This is a genomic window from Phascolarctobacterium sp., assembly GCF_045124115.1.
Taxonomy (GTDB): Bacteria; Bacillota; Negativicutes; order Acidaminococcales; family Acidaminococcaceae; genus Phascolarctobacterium_A.
In genome coordinates, this window is record NZ_JBGVLF010000001.1 from 43,199 (window position 1) to 58,038 (window position 14,840).

Annotated in this window: 13 protein-coding genes and 8 tRNA genes; 17 read left to right on the forward strand and 4 right to left on the reverse strand. The window is 46.2% G+C overall.

What is annotated here, in order from left to right; all coding sequences use genetic code 11:
• Window positions 1–6 precede the first annotated feature (6 nt).
• The 5 genes from ACJMM4_RS00230 to ACJMM4_RS00250 all read left to right on the forward strand — a co-directional run bounded on the left by ACJMM4_RS00230 (window position 7) and on the right by ACJMM4_RS00250 (window position 4,861).
• Window positions 7–852, forward strand: coding sequence for a fumarate hydratase (locus ACJMM4_RS00230; protein ID WP_405382486.1), 846 nt, complete (start codon window positions 7–9; stop codon window positions 850–852).
• 13 nt (window positions 853–865) lie between these two features.
• On the forward strand, window positions 866–1,432 hold the full coding sequence (locus ACJMM4_RS00235) for a Fe-S-containing hydro-lyase (protein WP_405382488.1): 567 nt from the start codon (window positions 866–868) through the stop codon (window positions 1,430–1,432).
• A gap of 140 nt (window positions 1,433–1,572) precedes the next feature.
• Window positions 1,573–2,391: a MetQ/NlpA family ABC transporter substrate-binding protein gene (locus ACJMM4_RS00240; protein ID WP_405379748.1), complete on the forward strand. Its 819-nt coding sequence runs from the start codon at window positions 1,573–1,575 to the stop codon at window positions 2,389–2,391.
• Between the two features lie 112 nt (window positions 2,392–2,503).
• Entirely contained in the window at window positions 2,504–3,727 is a 1,224-nt protein-coding gene (locus ACJMM4_RS00245; RefSeq protein WP_405379746.1) for a class I SAM-dependent rRNA methyltransferase, read from the forward strand.
• Between the two features lie 15 nt (window positions 3,728–3,742).
• Window positions 3,743–4,861, forward strand: coding sequence for a CaiB/BaiF CoA transferase family protein (locus tag ACJMM4_RS00250; protein WP_405379744.1), 1,119 nt, complete (start codon window positions 3,743–3,745; stop codon window positions 4,859–4,861).
• A gap of 285 nt (window positions 4,862–5,146) precedes the next feature.
• On the opposite strand, the gene ACJMM4_RS00255 is transcribed toward ACJMM4_RS00250, so the two are convergent.
• From ACJMM4_RS00255 to ACJMM4_RS00270, 4 genes are all read right to left on the reverse strand, one after another.
• A tRNA-Arg gene (locus ACJMM4_RS00255) sits at window positions 5,147–5,223 on the reverse strand.
• A 78-nt stretch (window positions 5,224–5,301) separates the two neighbouring features.
• Window positions 5,302–6,105, reverse strand: coding sequence for a prolipoprotein diacylglyceryl transferase (gene lgt / locus ACJMM4_RS00260; protein ID WP_405379742.1), 804 nt, complete (start codon window positions 6,103–6,105; stop codon window positions 5,302–5,304).
• Between the two features lie 63 nt (window positions 6,106–6,168).
• Window positions 6,169–6,243 (reverse strand) — tRNA-Glu (locus ACJMM4_RS00265).
• 4 nt (window positions 6,244–6,247) lie between these two features.
• Window positions 6,248–6,321: transfer RNA gene (locus tag ACJMM4_RS00270), tRNA-Gln, on the reverse strand.
• A 175-nt stretch (window positions 6,322–6,496) separates the two neighbouring features.
• On the opposite strand from ACJMM4_RS00270, the gene ACJMM4_RS00275 reads away from it, so the two are divergent.
• The 12 genes from ACJMM4_RS00275 (at window position 6,497) to ACJMM4_RS00330 (ending at window position 14,605) form a co-directional block, all read left to right on the forward strand.
• Window positions 6,497–7,333, forward strand: a complete 837-nt coding sequence (locus tag ACJMM4_RS00275; protein ID WP_405379740.1) for a deoxyribonuclease IV — start codon at window positions 6,497–6,499, stop codon at window positions 7,331–7,333.
• 2 nt (window positions 7,334–7,335) lie between these two features.
• On the forward strand, window positions 7,336–8,496 hold the full coding sequence (locus ACJMM4_RS00280; protein WP_405379738.1) for an exonuclease SbcCD subunit D: 1,161 nt from the start codon (window positions 7,336–7,338) through the stop codon (window positions 8,494–8,496).
• Complete coding sequence (locus ACJMM4_RS00285) at window positions 8,493–11,048, forward strand: AAA family ATPase (RefSeq protein ID WP_405382490.1); 2,556 nt, start codon at window positions 8,493–8,495, stop codon at window positions 11,046–11,048. Before ACJMM4_RS00280 ends, ACJMM4_RS00285 begins: the two co-directional genes overlap by 4 nt.
• A 142-nt stretch (window positions 11,049–11,190) precedes the next feature.
• Window positions 11,191–11,775: a xanthine phosphoribosyltransferase gene (locus ACJMM4_RS00290; RefSeq protein ID WP_405379734.1), complete on the forward strand. Its 585-nt coding sequence runs from the start codon at window positions 11,191–11,193 to the stop codon at window positions 11,773–11,775.
• Window positions 11,776–11,784: 9 nt separating this feature from the next.
• A complete protein-coding gene (locus ACJMM4_RS00295; RefSeq protein WP_405382492.1) occupies window positions 11,785–13,098 on the forward strand; it encodes a uracil-xanthine permease family protein in 1,314 nt (437 codons plus the stop codon).
• 31 nt (window positions 13,099–13,129) lie between these two features.
• Entirely contained in the window at window positions 13,130–13,819 is a 690-nt protein-coding gene (locus tag ACJMM4_RS00300; protein ID WP_405382493.1) for a hypothetical protein, read from the forward strand.
• Window positions 13,820–13,871: 52 nt separating this feature from the next.
• Window positions 13,872–13,948, forward strand: a tRNA-Asp gene (locus tag ACJMM4_RS00305).
• A gap of 5 nt (window positions 13,949–13,953) precedes the next feature.
• Window positions 13,954–14,029 (forward strand) — tRNA-Phe (locus ACJMM4_RS00310).
• Window positions 14,030–14,034: 5 nt separating this feature from the next.
• A tRNA-Gly gene (locus ACJMM4_RS00315) sits at window positions 14,035–14,109 on the forward strand.
• Between the two features lie 8 nt (window positions 14,110–14,117).
• Window positions 14,118–14,191 (forward strand) — tRNA-Cys (locus ACJMM4_RS00320).
• A gap of 26 nt (window positions 14,192–14,217) precedes the next feature.
• A tRNA-Leu gene (locus ACJMM4_RS00325) sits at window positions 14,218–14,306 on the forward strand.
• Between the two features lie 83 nt (window positions 14,307–14,389).
• Window positions 14,390–14,605: a hypothetical protein gene (locus ACJMM4_RS00330; protein ID WP_405382495.1), complete on the forward strand. Its 216-nt coding sequence runs from the start codon at window positions 14,390–14,392 to the stop codon at window positions 14,603–14,605.
• Window positions 14,606–14,840: the final 235 nt, after the last annotated feature.

Sequence of the window (14,840 nt, forward strand, 5' to 3'; positions counted from 1 at the left end):
ACAATCATGAGAGAAATTAACGTAAGCGAAATCACTAATACTGTTGCAAAATTATGCATCGAATCCTGCTGCTATCTGCCTGAAGCTGTAAAAGAAAAGATTCAAGCTGCTATTAAAACTGAAGAATCTCCCTTAGGTCGTGAAATTTTAAATACTTTGGTAGAAAACTACGAATTAGCTGCTAAAAAGGGCGTGGCTCTGTGCCAAGACACCGGTCTGACCGTTGTTTTCTTAGAGATTGGCCAAGAAGTACATTTTGTTGGCGGCGATTTGTACGACGCTATCCATGCAGGCGTAGCCAAAGGCTATACTGATGGCTATCTGCGTAAATCTTCCGTAGGCGACCCTGTTTTTGACCGCAAGAACAGTGGTGATAACACTCCTGCCATCATCCACACCAAGATTGTTCCCGGTGACAAAGTAAAAATGGTTGTATGCCCTAAAGGCTGTGGCAGCGAGAACATGGGTGCTTTGAAGATGCTGAAACCTGCTGATGGCGTGGAAGGCATTAAGAAATTTGTGGTAGATACTGTACGTGCTGCAGGTCCCAATCCCTGTCCGCCCATTACTGTCGGCGTCGGCATTGGTGGCAACATGGAACAAGCAGCTATCTTGGCTAAGTACGCTTTAACCCGTACCTGCGGCGAACACAACGCTGATGCCCGCTATGCTGCTTTGGAAGAAGAATTATTGGAATTGGTGAACAAGACCGGCGTTGGTCCCAGCGGTTTGGGCGGTAGCACTACTGCCTTGGCTGTCAACGTAGAATTTACCCATACCCACATTGGCGGTATGCCGTGCGCAGTTAACCTGAACTGTCACCAAGCACGTAGTGCGGAAGCAGAGCTGTAAGGAGGTTGTGGAAATGAGTGAACAAGCAACTGTTAAATATATTCAAGCGCCTCTGACGGCTGAAACCATTAAAGATCTGCATGCAGGCGATGTAGTACGCATTAGCGGTTATATCTACACTGCCCGCGATGCTGCTCATAAACGCCTTTATGAAGCATTGGGACGTGGGGAAAAACTGCCTTTGGATTTGCACAACAATATTATTTACTACGTTGGTCCTACTCCTGCCAAACCGGGCGAAATCGTAGGCAGCGCAGGCCCTACTACCAGCGGCCGTATGGATAAATATACTCCTACTATGATTGAACAAGGTATGCGTGGTATGATTGGCAAAGGCTTGCGCAGCCAGGAAGTTATTGATGCCTGCGTTAAATACGGAGCTGTTTACTTTGTAGCTGTGGGTGGTGCGGCAGCAGTTATTTCCCAATCTATTAAAAGCGAGACCATGATCGCTTATGAAGATTTGGGGCCGGAAGCAATCCGTCGTTACGAAGTTAAAGACTTCCCTGCTATCGTCTGCATTGATGCTGAAGGCAACGACTTCTACAAAGTTGGTATTGCAAAATATAGCAAAGAGTAACAAAATTTACAAAAATAGAGCTAATTTATGTTGGCTCTATTTTTTTCTAATGTAAATATTGACAAAATAACTAGGTTAATATATCCTTTGTTATGGTCTCTACAAGATGTGTTAGAGTAAAAAGAAGGAGTGAATGTATAATGAAAAAATTATTAGTAGCTATGTTAGCTCTGCTGAGCATTGCTGTTGTTGCAGCAGGCTGCGGCGGTGACAAAAAAGCTGCTCCTGCTGATGGTAAAAAGGTTACCATTAAAGTTGGTGCAACTGCAGTTCCCCATGCTGAAATTCTTAACCACATCAAAGCTGGTCTGGCTAAAGACGGCGTTGATATGCAAGTAATCGAATTCAGCGATTATGTAAAACCCAACATGGCTTTGAACGATAAAGAGTTGGATGCTAACTTCTTCCAACATGAACCTTATCTGGACACCTTTGCAACCGAACGCAAAATGCCCTTGATTTCCGCAGGCAAAGTTCATATCGAGCCCATGGGTATCTACTCCAAGAAAATTAAAGAGCTGAAAGATATTCCTAACGGCGCTAAGATTGCTATTCCTAACGATCCTTCCAACGCAGGTCGTGCCTTGGCTCTGCTGGAAAGTGCTAAACTGCTGAAACTGAAAGACGGCGTTGGCGTTAAAGCTACCGTTGGCGATATCACCGGCAACGACAAAAAACTGCAAATTGTTGAAATCGAAGCTGCTCTGCTGCCTCGTTCCATGGACGATACTGATTTGTCCGTAATCAACTCCAACTTCGCTATGGAAGCTAAGATGAACCCGGTTAAAGACTCCCTGTTCACCGAACCTAAAGAATCTCCCTATGCTAACATCGTTGCTGTTCGCAAAGGCGACGAAAAACGTCCGGAAATCGTTAAGCTGATGAAAGCTCTGCAATCTCCTGAAGTTAAGAAATTCATCGAAGAAAAATACAAAGGCGCAGTTGTTCCTGCATTCTAATAACTGTTTAGCCGTACTGTTAAGGTCCGTCCGTAAGGGCGGGCCTTTTCTTGTGTCTGTACAGGGGTGGGGCGATGTGCTATACTAAAGGTAATAAATCAGGAGGTGTCTTATGCGCAAATATGCGAAATTTTTTGTGACTCCGAAGGGAGAAAGGGCTGCTAAAAATGGGCATCCCTGGGTCTTTGGCGAAGAAGTAACCAAGGTTGAAGGTGCTTATGCCAATGGTGATCTTGTTGATGTAGTAACGGCGAAGGGTAAATATATCGGCACAGGTTTTGTGAACGATACATCTAAAATCCGTGTTCGCATTATCTCTACCAATACTAATGATAAATTTGACGAAGCCTTTTGGGAGCGCCGTCTGCGCTACGCTTTGGAGTACCGCCGTACCGTTATGGGCGAGCAGGACTTCCAATGCTGCCGTTTGATTTTTGGCGAGGCGGACCAATTCCCCGGTTTGACTGTGGACCGTTTCAACGACCTTTTAGTAACGCAAACTTTAAGTTTGGGTATTGAAGTGCGCAAGCAGATGATTTTTGAACTGCTAATTAAAATTTTAAAGGAAATGGGGCAGAACATTCGCGGTCTGTTCGAGCGTAATGATGTAAAAATCCGTCTGTTGGAAGGCATGGAGGAAGGCAAGAACTGGTTCGACAGCCCTCAATTGCCTGAACATGGGCCTGTAACTACGGAGATTGTAGAAAACGGTATCAAATATACTGTGGATGTAGAGAACGGTCAGAAGACAGGTTTCTTCCTGGACCAAAAATATAATCGTCAGGCTGTAGCGAAGATTGCCAAGGGACGTCATGTTTTGGACTGCTTTACCCATACGGGCAGCTTTGCTTTAAATGCGGCTCAAGGTGGTGCTGCTTCCGTTACTGCGGTGGATATTAGCGCCGAAGCTGTGCAGATGGCAGACCATAATGCCAAAATCAATGGCTATGACCACGTCATGAAAGGCTTGCAGGCCAATGTCTTTGATTTGCTCAGCGAGCTGTTCAATAACCATTCCCATGAGTACGATTTCATTATTCTGGACCCGCCTGCCTTCACTAAATCCGGTAGCACGGTGAAGAACGCTATTCGCGGTTATAAGGAAATCAATCTCAAAGCGATGAAGTTATTACCTCGCGGTGGCTATTTGGCAACCTGTTCCTGCTCTCATTTTATGAAGGAAGAACTTTTTGTACAAATGCTGAAAGATGCAGCCAAGGATGCCAATGTGTCTTTGCGCCAAATCGAGGCGCGCCAACAAGCGCCTGACCATCCGGTGCTGTGGAATGTTCCGGAAACTTATTATCTTAAATTCTATATTTTCCAAGTTGTCTAGCAGGGAGGGATAACCATGCTTGCTTTAGAAGGTATCCGAGTCTTGGATATGTCCAGGCTTTTACCCGGTCCGTACTGCACCATGCTTTTGGCTGATTTTGGGGCGGAGGTTATTAAGATTGAGGAGCCCGGCCGCGGTGATTATTCCCGCAGTTTTCCGCCTTTTCTCAAGGACTTTGGCTATTGGCACCTGCAACTGAACCGCAACAAAAAGAGCATAACCATCGATTTGAAAAGCGACGAAGGGCGTGCTGCCTTCTTGAAGTTGGTGGAAACAGCGGATGTGGTTGTGGAAAGCTATCGTCCCGGTGTGCTAAAAAAACTGGGCGTGGATTATGCGGTAGCAAGCAAGGTTAATCCTAAAATTATTTATTGTTCCCTCAGTGGTTATGGTAGTAAAGGTCCGCTAGCAAAACAGGCGGACCACGATATTGGCTACGTAAGCTTAGCAGGCATTACCGCTATGAGCGGGGAAGCAGGGGGTAAGCCTGCGATTCCCGGTGTACTAATGGCGGATATGAACGCTTCTATGGCGGCAGGCATGGCGATTATGATTGCATTGCGCCACGCCCAAATGACGGGGGAAGGGCAGGAGATTGACATTTCCCTGTACAATGTGGCTATGACCATGATGCCTGGGGCTGCCAGCCTGTATTTTGGCAGTGGCTTTGTGGCGGAGCGTGGCAATAATTGGCTGACGGGCGCCAATGCCAACTATAATATTTATGAAACTAAGGATCATCGTTACGTTTCCGTGGGCTGCTTGGAGAAGAAGTTTTGGACAAATCTGTGCCAAGCGTTAGAGCGCGCGGATATGGTTGATTTGGTGGACGATACGAAGAATCACCCATATTTGGCGCAGCAGCTGCAGCTGGAGTTCGCTAAACGCACTATGGCGGAGTGGACGGAATACTTGGCAGGCAAGGATACCTGCGTTACGCCTGTCTTGAATTTTGCTGAGGCTGTGGCAGCGGAGCAGACCGTTGCTAATGAGATGGTGCTCAAGGTGGAAGACGAGGAACTGGGCGAATACAAGCAGCTTGGCTTTGCCATGAAGCTGAGCAAAACGCCTGCGTCCCTGCGTAAGCGTGCACCACGTCTTGGGGAAGATAACGACGAAATATTGGGTAAATAAAAGAGGCGGAGACACAATATATAGTCATGTTGCCATATCCCAACTCACGTGCGATTTCTTAACGCTCATTCCGTGCAGAATCACGACGAAGGTTCGCGGCCGATCTTGTTCGAAAAACAAGGTATTTCTCAGTTCGCTTCACTTCTGTGATTCTAAGCACTCATGAGCTAAAATCGCAATGATTCGTCTAGGGATATGGCAACAATGACTACTGTTGTCTCCGCCTTTACTTTTCGTATAAAAAACAAAAACACCGCAACGGAAGTTGCGGTGCTATTTTCATAATGGTGACCTCGGCAGGACTCGAACCTGCGACCTTTTGATTCGTAGTCAAACGCTCTATCCAGCTGAGCTACGAGGCCATTCGGCTGCTTGGTTAAGCAACATTGATATTATAGCGGAATAACGCTGATTTGTCAACAGCTTTTTTGCAAGTTTTTCTATTTTTTATTGCGCTTGGCTTGGGGCGCTGCTTTGTGCTTTTCTGCCCAACCGCAGTAGATAAAGCAGACTAGGCCGAAGAGGAAGAAGCCAAGGCTGGTTGCTTGGGCACTTTTCAGACCGAACATCCACGGTTCAGCGTAGTCGCCACGGAGCATTTCCAAGAAGAAACGTACTACGGAGTAAAGCATGGGGTAGAGGCACAGAGCTTGACCGCGGGCGTGGTTGGTGCAGCGGAACAAGAGCAGTAGGACGAAGATAACTACATCCAGCTGTCCTTCCCATACTTCTGCAGGCCATAGGGGTGTAGCACCGTAGGTTTTATAAGCCAAAGTACCTTCTGGATAGAGAATGCCGAAGTTGCCACCGGTAGGGGTGCCGAAGGCATCGCCGTTGAGCAGGTTGGCCATACGGCCGATGGCTTGGCCAATTACTAAAGAAGGAACGACGATATCGCCGAAGGCGAGCCAGTCAATTTTGTGCATTTTGCAGTAGGCAATGCCTGCTAAAGTGCCTGCCAGCATACCGCCCTGCACTGCCATGCCTCCCTGCCATACGTAGGGGATTTCCAGCAAATGCTCGCTGTAGTATTCCCAGTCGAAGAAGAACACATCCCACAAGCGTCCGCCGATAAGTCCGGCAAAACCACCGTAGATACCGATATCCACTACATGTTCATGCCAACGGCCGTCCTGCTTTGCCAAAAAGTAAGCAGTGCCCGTAGCGAGGAAGATGGCCATACATAAAACAAGTCCGTACATGCGCACGGGGAAATCGCCAATGAAAAACAAGTATTGATGCATACAAAGCCTCCTTGCGTAGTTAACAAAAAACTCCAAGCAGTTTTGCTTGGAGTTGAGTTTTCGTGGTAGCGCCACGGGGAATCGAACCCCGGATTTCGCCTTGAGAGGGCGACGTCTTAGCCGCTTGACCATGGCGCCATATTGGCTCCGGGACTAGGACTCGAACCCAGACCGAATGATCCAGAGTCACTTGTGCTACCATTACACCATCCCGGAGTAACCGTTCATAAGAACAAGAAAAATTATAGCAGGTTTTCTTGCGTTTGGCAAGCCTTTTTTTTCGGATTAGACCAAGTTTTTTATGTGGTGCTTATGCTTTTGTTTCTTTGACAAGGAGTGTCAGGGGCTGTATATTATTAAGTAGAATATACTTTGCAAAGGAGCATTTATTATGTTACATATAGGTTGTCATTTATCTTCTGCTAAAGGCTTTTTAGCCATGGGCAAAACTGCCCTGTCCATTGGCGCGGACACTTTCCAATTCTTTACCCGCAATCCCCGCGGGGGTAAGGCGAAGGCTGTTGACCCAGCGGATACTGCAGCGTTGAACGCTTTATGTGCGGAGCACAATTTTGCTCCGCTTTTAGCGCACGCTCCTTACACTATGAATCCTTGTGCTGCTGCGCCCAATCTGGTGGAGTTTGCCCACATGGTCATGGAAGGTGATTTGGCGATGCTGGAGCACGTACCGGGAAATCTCTATAATTTCCATCCAGGTAGCCATGTTAAACAGGGGGCGGAAGTTGGCATTGCCAAGATTGCAGACATGCTCAACAGTGTGCTGCATCGCGGCCTGCATACTACTGTACTTTTGGAAACGATGGCAGGCAAAGGCTCCGAAGTGGGACGTAGTTTTGAAGAATTAGCAGCTATTATTGATAAGGTACAGCTTAACGAATATATGGGCGTATGCTTGGACACTTGTCATATTTTTGACGGCGGTTATGACATCGTCAATGATTTGGACGGTGTTCTGGAGCAATTTGACAAGGTCATCGGCTTGGAACGTTTGCGTGCTATCCACATGAATGACAGTATGAATGTTTTGGGTAGCCATAAGGATCGCCACGCTTGTATTGGTGCAGGCAATATCGGTTTGGAAGCGCTGGCTGCGGTGACGAATCATCCTGCGTTACGTCATTTACCCTTTTATTTGGAAACACCCAATGAACTGCCCGGTTACGCTGCGGAAATCAAATTGCTGCGCAGTCTGTACAAGGAGGACTGATTATGAAGCTGTTGCATTTGTCCGATTTGCATTTAGGCAAACGCCTTAATGAGTATCCCCTTATTGAGGATCAAAAATATATTTTAGAGCAAATCCTGCAGCTGGTGGCAAAAGAACAGCCTGATGCAGTGTTGTTGGCTGGGGATATTTATGATAAGAGCATCCCAACTACGGAAGCAGTGCAGTTGTGTGATGATTTTTTAACGAAACTGGCATCTGCCAAAGTACCCGTGTGCATGATTAGCGGCAACCATGATTCTGCGGAACGACTTGATTTCGGTGCCCGCCTTTTGCAGCACAGCGGTGTCCATGTGGGTGCCTGCTACAGGGCGGAAAGCAAGCCTGTAGTGCTGCAGGACGAGTTCGGACCGGTAAACATCTATCTGTTGCCCTTCGTTAAGCCTGCCTTAGTGCGCCATGCCTTGCCTGAAGCAATGGCGGAAGAAATAACTTCCTACCATACAGCTGTAGCCAAGGCAGTGGAGCTGATGGCGGTGGACACTACGGAGCGCAATGTGTTGGTGTGCCACCAATTTGTTACAGGCGCCCAAATGTGCGATAGTGAGGCAGTTAATGTAGGCGGTCTGGATAATATTGGTGCGGAAGTCTTCAAAGACTTTGACTATGTTGCCTTGGGACATATCCACAGTCCCCAGAACGTTGGCAGCGAGCGCATCCGTTACTGCGGTACGCCATTGAAATATTCCTTCTCCGAATGGAAACAAGAAAAAAGCGTAACCGTAGTAGAACTGGGTGCTAAAGGCGACGTAAAGGTGCGTCTGCTTCCTTTAGTTCCCCTACGGGAGCTGCACAAGGTGCGCGGTACTTATGCGGAAGTGTTTAGCAAAAGCTTTTATAAAGATTTTCCCATGGATGAAAATGAACAGCTAAAGGATTTTTACCATATTACTCTGACGGATGAGTTCGATGTGCCTGATGCAGTGCAAAAGCTGCGTTCCGTCTACAAAAATTTACTGCAGTTGGAATACGACAATGCCCGCACCCGTATGACAGGTCAGGTGGAGGCTGCGGAGGCAGTGGAGCAGAAAAGCAGTTTAGAGCTTATTAGCGAGTTTTACGCTTTGCAGAACAATCAAGAGCTAAATGATGCACAAAAGCAGTTTGTACAGGATTTGTTGGAGAGATTGGAGGGTGAACAATGAAGCCTCTTCGCTTGGTGATTAGCGCTTTCGGCCCTTATGCCGGACGTACGGAAATAGATTTTACCTTTTTGGGCGAGCAAGGGCTGTACTTGATTACCGGTGATACCGGTGCAGGCAAAACCATGCTTTTTGATGCTCTGACCTATGCTTTGTATGGCGAAACAAGCGGCGGTTCCCGTGATGGCAAAATGTTGCGCAGTCAGTACGCCGATGGGGATACGCCCACTTTTGTGGAGCTGACCTTTAAGTATAATGAGCAAGAGTACGTTGTTAGGCGTAATCCGGAGTACGAGCGTCCTGCTAAGCGCGGCGGTGGCATGACTACGGAAAAGGCGGCAGCTATTTTGGAATATCCTGACGATAGGGCGCCGGTAACGAAAATGAGTGCCGTAACGCCTGCCATAGTGGAGCTTTTAGGGTTGAACTACCAACAGTTCGTGCAGATTGCCATGATTGCCCAGGGACGTTTCCGCGAGCTTTTGGAAACAGATACGGAAAAACGTCGCGCTATTTTCAGCAAGCTTTTCCATACGTATTTTTATAAGGATGTGCAAGAAAAGATTAAGACTGCTTATAACCAAAACAAAAGCCGTTTGGAAGAATTGAAACGCAGTTTGGCGCAATCCTTTAACGGCATTAAATGTAGGGAGGAATATGCGGAACAGGGAGTTAAGCTGAACCAATGGGCGGCAAGTGCTTATGCAGGTCGCAGTGTGGAAGTTATGGAACTGCTGCAGGAGATTCTGACTTTGGATACGGCTAAGCTTGCAGAAATGGAGCAAAGCAAGCATGATTTGGATGCCCAGTTGGGCAGCGTTAAAGAAAAACTGCAGGTGGTACAAAATTATCAAGAGCTGGCAAACAATTTGGCTGTAGCCCAAAAGCGCGTGGAACTTGTTACGCCTGAAGTGGAGCAACTGCAAAAACAGCAGGAGGACGAGGAAAAAACATTGGAGAGCATGGGGAGCGCAGAGGCGGAACTGCAGCGTGTCCAAACTGTCTATAATGATTTGCAACAGCGCTTTCCTAAAATTGCTCCTGCCAACGTGGCAGTAGTTGCTGAGAAGAATATTTCCGAGGAAATAACCAAGGCGCAACAGAAACTGGCAGGTGTGGAAAGCTTGCAGGCAGAACTGCAAAATACTTTGAAAAGCTATAAAGCATTGGATGAGCAGGCTGTCCGCGTAGAATTGCAGCAGAAGAAGTTAGATGAATTACGTTCTGCGTATAAGCAGGCGCTGGATAAATATAGAAAATTAAGTGAAAAACAGGATGCTTTGGAAGTCGCTTTCTTAGGAGCGCAAGCGGGCATTATGGCGCAAAAGCTGGAGGAGGGTGTTCCTTGCCCCGTCTGTGGCTCTGTGCATCATCCACGGCTAGCAGTTGTTGCTCATAACGTACCGAATGAGAATCAAGTGAAGCAGGCGAAGGTAGAGGCGGAACAAGCCAAGGCTAAAAAGGATGGCCTGTATGGGGAGGGCGTGAACCAGAGAAGAAATTTAGATGAGGCGCAAAGCTTGCTAGCGGAGCAAGGGAAAGCGTTGGTAGGCGAAGAAACTGTAACTGGAATTCATCAAGCTGTAGCTATTAAAGAGCAGGAAACTGCACACCGTCTTGAAGAACTTAATAATAAGGTCGGTTCTGCGCTAGGCTTATGCCGTGTTGCGGTAAATGAAGCGCAAAAACAGGTTGCTGCACGCTTGGCGCAGGAAAATAAGCTGAAAGGGATGCAAAAAAATCTTCAACAAAGAGAGAAGGAATTGCAGGAATTGCACGGACGCGTTCAAAGCTTGACGGAGCAGCTTGCTCAGGCGCAAGTGCCGCAGGGAGATGAACAACTGGAAACTTTGGCACAAGAGCTGCAGCAAAAATTAACTGAGGCGGACAAAGCTTGCAAGGCAGTCTTTGCGGATATTGCCAAAAACAAGGATATCCAAGGGGAAGCAGGCGGAACTCAACAGCAACTGTCAGCTTGTGAAGCGGAAAACCAATGGTTGCGTACTTTGTCCGATACTGTTAATGGCAATTTGACAGGTAAGCAACGAGTTGATTTGGAAACTTATATCCAGATGACATATTTTGACCGTATTATTCGCAAGGCTAATATCCGTTTGACTAATATGACCAAAGGTCAGTACGAACTCCATCGCGAGGCAGTGGAAAATGCTGATAATAAACGCAGTAAGACAGGATTGGAGCTAGAGGTTATCGACCATTATAGTGGAAAAAGCCGTAGCGTTAAAACTTTAAGCGGTGGTGAATCCTTTTTGGCAAGTTTGGCTTTGGCACTGGGCTTGGCGGACGAAGTGCAGGCTAACGCCGGAGGTATCCATATGGATACTATGTTTGTAGACGAAGGCTTTGGCTCTTTGGACGGGGATGCATTGCAGCAGGCGGTGCAAACATTGCAAGGACTTAGCGAAGGCAGTCGCTTGGTAGGCATTATTAGCCATGTGCAGGATTTACAGGATATGATAGAGCGTAAGGTTGTCGTAACGAAAAACCACACTGCCGGGGGCGTAGGCAGCAGTGTGACGATTCAGACACCATAAAACCCGAACATTAATTACGGAACTGTCAAAAAAGTTACGATTTTCCCTTTACCTGTTCTTTACGTTGTGATAGAATAGACCTTATAATTTAACGGTAATTCTATAAAAACGGTTATTTTTTCTGAAGGGGGAGGCTTTATTTATGCAATTGTTGGAAGAGAAAATTCTCAAGGATGGCGTTATTAGAAGCGGTAATGTGCTCAAGGTGGATAGTTTCTTGAATCATCAAATCGATGTGCCTTTTATTGCGGAATGTGGCAAGGAATTTAAGCGTTTATTCGCTGATCGTCCTATTAATAAAATTCTTACTATTGAAGCATCCGGTATCGGTATTGCCTGCGTTGCTGCCATGTATTTTTGTGTGCCTGTAGTTTTTGCCAAAAAGACTAGCGGTAGCAACATGGATAAGGATGTCTACTTCACCCAGATCTATTCCTATACTCATAGCAAAACCAATGATGTAGTTGTGTCCAAAAAATTCTTGAATAAAGGCGACCACGTGCTGATTATTGATGACTTTTTGGCTAATGGCTGTGCATTGGAAGGCCTGATGGATATCGTACGTCAAGCAGGCGGTATTGTGGAAGGTATCGGTGTGGTAGTAGAGAAAGGTTTCCAAGGCGGTGGCGATAAGCTGCGTCAAATGGGGGTAAATCTGCACTCCTTGGCAATTATCGACAAAATGGACGCTGGAACGGGTACCATTCAGTTCCGTCAGGAAGATTAAGAGGGAAGTATGCAAGAAAAGAAAGCTGTTACTGATGCAATTTATGAATTAGATGGGAAAATTTCTGTAAGTAAGGCTGTTCCTTTTGGGTTGCAGCATATTTTGGCGATGTTTGTTGCTAATATCGCTCCGATTTTGATTGTGGCTGGCGTTATTAAAATGCCTGTGGAACAAAGTGGCGCTTTGGTACAGTCTGCTATGTTGGTGGCAGGCATTGGTACCTTAATCCAGCTATATCCTATTTGGCGCGTTGGCAGTGGTCTGCCTATAGTTATGGGTATTAGCTTTACCTTTGTTTCCATTGCCTGCGTAATTGGCAGCAAGTACGGTTACGGTGGTATTATGGGTGCAGTTCTGGTGGGCGGTATTTTGGAAGGCGTTTTGGGGTTGTTCGCAAAATATTGGCGCCGCATTATTGCTCCTATTGTGGCTGCGACAGTGGTAACTTCCATTGGTTTCAGCCTTTTGGCTGTAGGCGCTAACTCTTTTGGCGGAGGCTTTGGCAATCCTAATTTTGGTGATGGTAAATATATTTTAGTAGGTACTATTACTTTATTAAGCTGCATTGGTTTTAATATTTTTGCTAAATCTTTCTATAAGCAGCTTTCTGTGCTGTTTGGTTTGGTCGTAGGCTATATTGTGGCTTCCTTCATGGGTATGGTTGATTTAAGTCGTTTGTCCAATGTAGATTTAATTGCTATTCCTACTATTATGCCCTTTGAAATGGTATTTGAACCTGGCGCTATTTTTGCTTTCTTCCTGATTTTCATGGTTTCTGCGACGGAAACAATTGGCGATACTACCGCCATGACCGCCATCGGCTTGAATCGTGAAGCTACAGAAAAGGAGATTTCCGGCTCTATTACTTGTGATGGTCTTGTTTCCAGTTTGGCATCTGTTTTTGGCTGTATGCCAATTACTTCCTTTAGCCAAAACGTTGGCTTGATCGCTATGACAAAGGTTGTCAATCGTTCTGCTATTGCCAGCGGTGCTGTGATTATGATTATGGCAGGCTTATTCCCTGCTTTGGGCGTGCTTTTGGCATCTCTGCCGGAATCTGTTCTAGGTGGTTGCACTTTGATGATGTTTGGCTCCATCGTAGTTAGTGGTGTGCAGATGATTGCTAAATGTGGTGCTACTCATCGCAATATTACCATTGCCTCTTTGGCGTTGTCTATTGGTATTGGCTTTACCCAAACACCTGCGATTTTTAAGATTGCGCCGGCTTTAGTGAAGAATGTTTTTGCAGAAAACTGTGTAGCAGTAGTTTTCTTGGTGGCAGCAGTGTTGAATTTGATTCTGCCCCAAGATAAAGAAGCGTAAAATAAAACCGCGGTTGCGGTGGGAGGCATAAATGGGTCAGGCTAGTATTACAGAAATTGAAGAAAGTCTGCAGGATTACGAACCCCTTAAAGAATTGCCTAAGGAAATAGGTGGCTTTAAGCTGGAGCAGGGCAGTGGCATACAAGGACAGATTCTGAATATTGCTGCCTATGTTAATGAAGCTGCCCATTGTCGTCTTGATATTACTTATACATCTGAAACTTTCGATTATGTGCCTGTGAAGACAGTGGGCTTGCATACCTTTAGGGATGAACGCTATTTTTCGCGGGAACGGGATAAATTTTTCCAAGAGCTGAGGGAGCATTTGCCTGCCATGCTGGCGGAAATGGATATGAGCAGGATGCGCAGTTTGGGCTATGAAGGTGCAGGTATTGGCATGGACGGATGGAACGCTTGGCGTGATTTGCCCCAGCCTGTGGATGGCTTTGAACTATTCATTACTCCGGAGCATTTGCTGCCCTATATCAATGGCTCCTTTATCTTTTTGGATTACACCGATTTTGCAGGTGGTAATCAAATTTATTTTTCCTACAACATTTTCCGCAACGAGATTTTTGCGGAGATGAAGCAGCATGGTCTGCCTTTGACTACTAACGTCTTTGATGTGCCTGCGGTGGTGCCTGACGACAAGAAGTTGGAGCTCTTGACGGAGCATTTGCAGAAGCATTTGCTGGAGACCATGGAGTTTTTAAAAAAGTAGAAAAAAGTAGTTGACATATACGTAACTTTGCGTTATAATAAACATGTTGTTTGGCCCGGTGGTTCAGTTGGTTAGAATGCCGCCCTGTCACGGCGGAGGTCGTGGGTTCGAGTCCCATCCGGGTCGCCAAACATGCCTCGGTAGCTCAGTTGGTAGAGCAAAGGACTGAAAATCCTTGTGTCCACAGTTCGATTCTGTGCTGAGGCACCATATATGCGGAAATAGCTCAGTGGTAGAGCACCTCCTTGCCAAGGAGGGGGTCGCGAGTTCGAATCTCGTTTTCCGCTCCATTTTTTAAGGCGACATAGCCAAGCGGTAAGGCAGAGGTCTGCAAAACCTTTATCCCCAGTTCGATTCTGGGTGTCGCCTCCATTTTTATTTTCTTTTTTAGTTTGTCTGCCGCGGTGGCGGAACTGGCAGACGCAAGGGACTTAAAATCCCTCGGGTAGTGATACCCGTACCGGTTCGATTCCGGTCCGCGGCACCAATACAGAAAATAACCTCTCTAACGTTGTTAGGGAGGTTTTTTATATACATAGGCGTAATGTAATTGCAAAGAGGTGAGCAATAATGACAGAACAAAAAGGAACATGGGGAGGTGCACGCCCAAACTCTGGAGGTGCACGAGCGGGAGCAGGTAGACCCAAAAAGACAGGAGAAGAAGTAACAAAACAAGTACAGTTCCGCTTGACTGCTGAACAAACTGAAGTGTTCAGGGCATTAAGTACGCAGGTGAAAGCAGGACTGATTCCCCTGGACGAGGTAAGAAATTTATTACGTAAATAAAGTGAAAGCTCTAGGTGAAAAAGCCTAGGGCTTTTTTCATAGATTGCTGTATGTAGGTATGACACAAGAAAAATTAAATTCGTTTGTTAGTAATATACTAAAACTTCCCACACCTAAAAATAGGTTAGAACCTTGAAAACTCAATATTTCAGCCAATAAAAAAGGCATAAACCGTATCCCTTTGGTATAATTAAAGCGCTAACAAAATCAAAGCAAAGGGGATTTATGCCATGTC

Excerpts from the sequence above, each read along its gene's own strand:
- ACJMM4_RS00230 (WP_405382486.1), top strand. The coding sequence starts at position 7 with ATGAGAGAAATTAACGTAAGCGAAATCACTAATACTGTTGCAAAATTA.
- ACJMM4_RS00300 (WP_405382493.1), top strand. The coding sequence starts at position 13,130 with ATGGGTCAGGCTAGTATTACAGAAATTGAAGAAAGTCTGCAGGATTAC.
- ACJMM4_RS00235 (WP_405382488.1), top strand. The coding sequence starts at position 866 with ATGAGTGAACAAGCAACTGTTAAATATATTCAAGCGCCTCTGACGGCT.
- ACJMM4_RS00290 (WP_405379734.1), top strand. The coding sequence starts at position 11,191 with ATGCAATTGTTGGAAGAGAAAATTCTCAAGGATGGCGTTATTAGAAGC.
- ACJMM4_RS00245 (WP_405379746.1), top strand. The coding sequence starts at position 2,504 with ATGCGCAAATATGCGAAATTTTTTGTGACTCCGAAGGGAGAAAGGGCT.
- lgt (WP_405379742.1), bottom strand. The coding sequence starts at position 6,105 with ATGCATCAATACTTGTTTTTCATTGGCGATTTCCCCGTGCGCATGTAC.
- ACJMM4_RS00295 (WP_405382492.1), top strand. The coding sequence starts at position 11,785 with ATGCAAGAAAAGAAAGCTGTTACTGATGCAATTTATGAATTAGATGGG.
- ACJMM4_RS00250 (WP_405379744.1), top strand. The coding sequence starts at position 3,743 with ATGCTTGCTTTAGAAGGTATCCGAGTCTTGGATATGTCCAGGCTTTTA.
- ACJMM4_RS00275 (WP_405379740.1), top strand. The coding sequence starts at position 6,497 with ATGTTACATATAGGTTGTCATTTATCTTCTGCTAAAGGCTTTTTAGCC.
- ACJMM4_RS00285 (WP_405382490.1), top strand. The coding sequence starts at position 8,493 with ATGAAGCCTCTTCGCTTGGTGATTAGCGCTTTCGGCCCTTATGCCGGA.
- ACJMM4_RS00280 (WP_405379738.1), top strand. The coding sequence starts at position 7,336 with ATGAAGCTGTTGCATTTGTCCGATTTGCATTTAGGCAAACGCCTTAAT.
- ACJMM4_RS00330 (WP_405382495.1), top strand. The coding sequence starts at position 14,390 with ATGACAGAACAAAAAGGAACATGGGGAGGTGCACGCCCAAACTCTGGA.
- ACJMM4_RS00240 (WP_405379748.1), top strand. The coding sequence starts at position 1,573 with ATGAAAAAATTATTAGTAGCTATGTTAGCTCTGCTGAGCATTGCTGTT.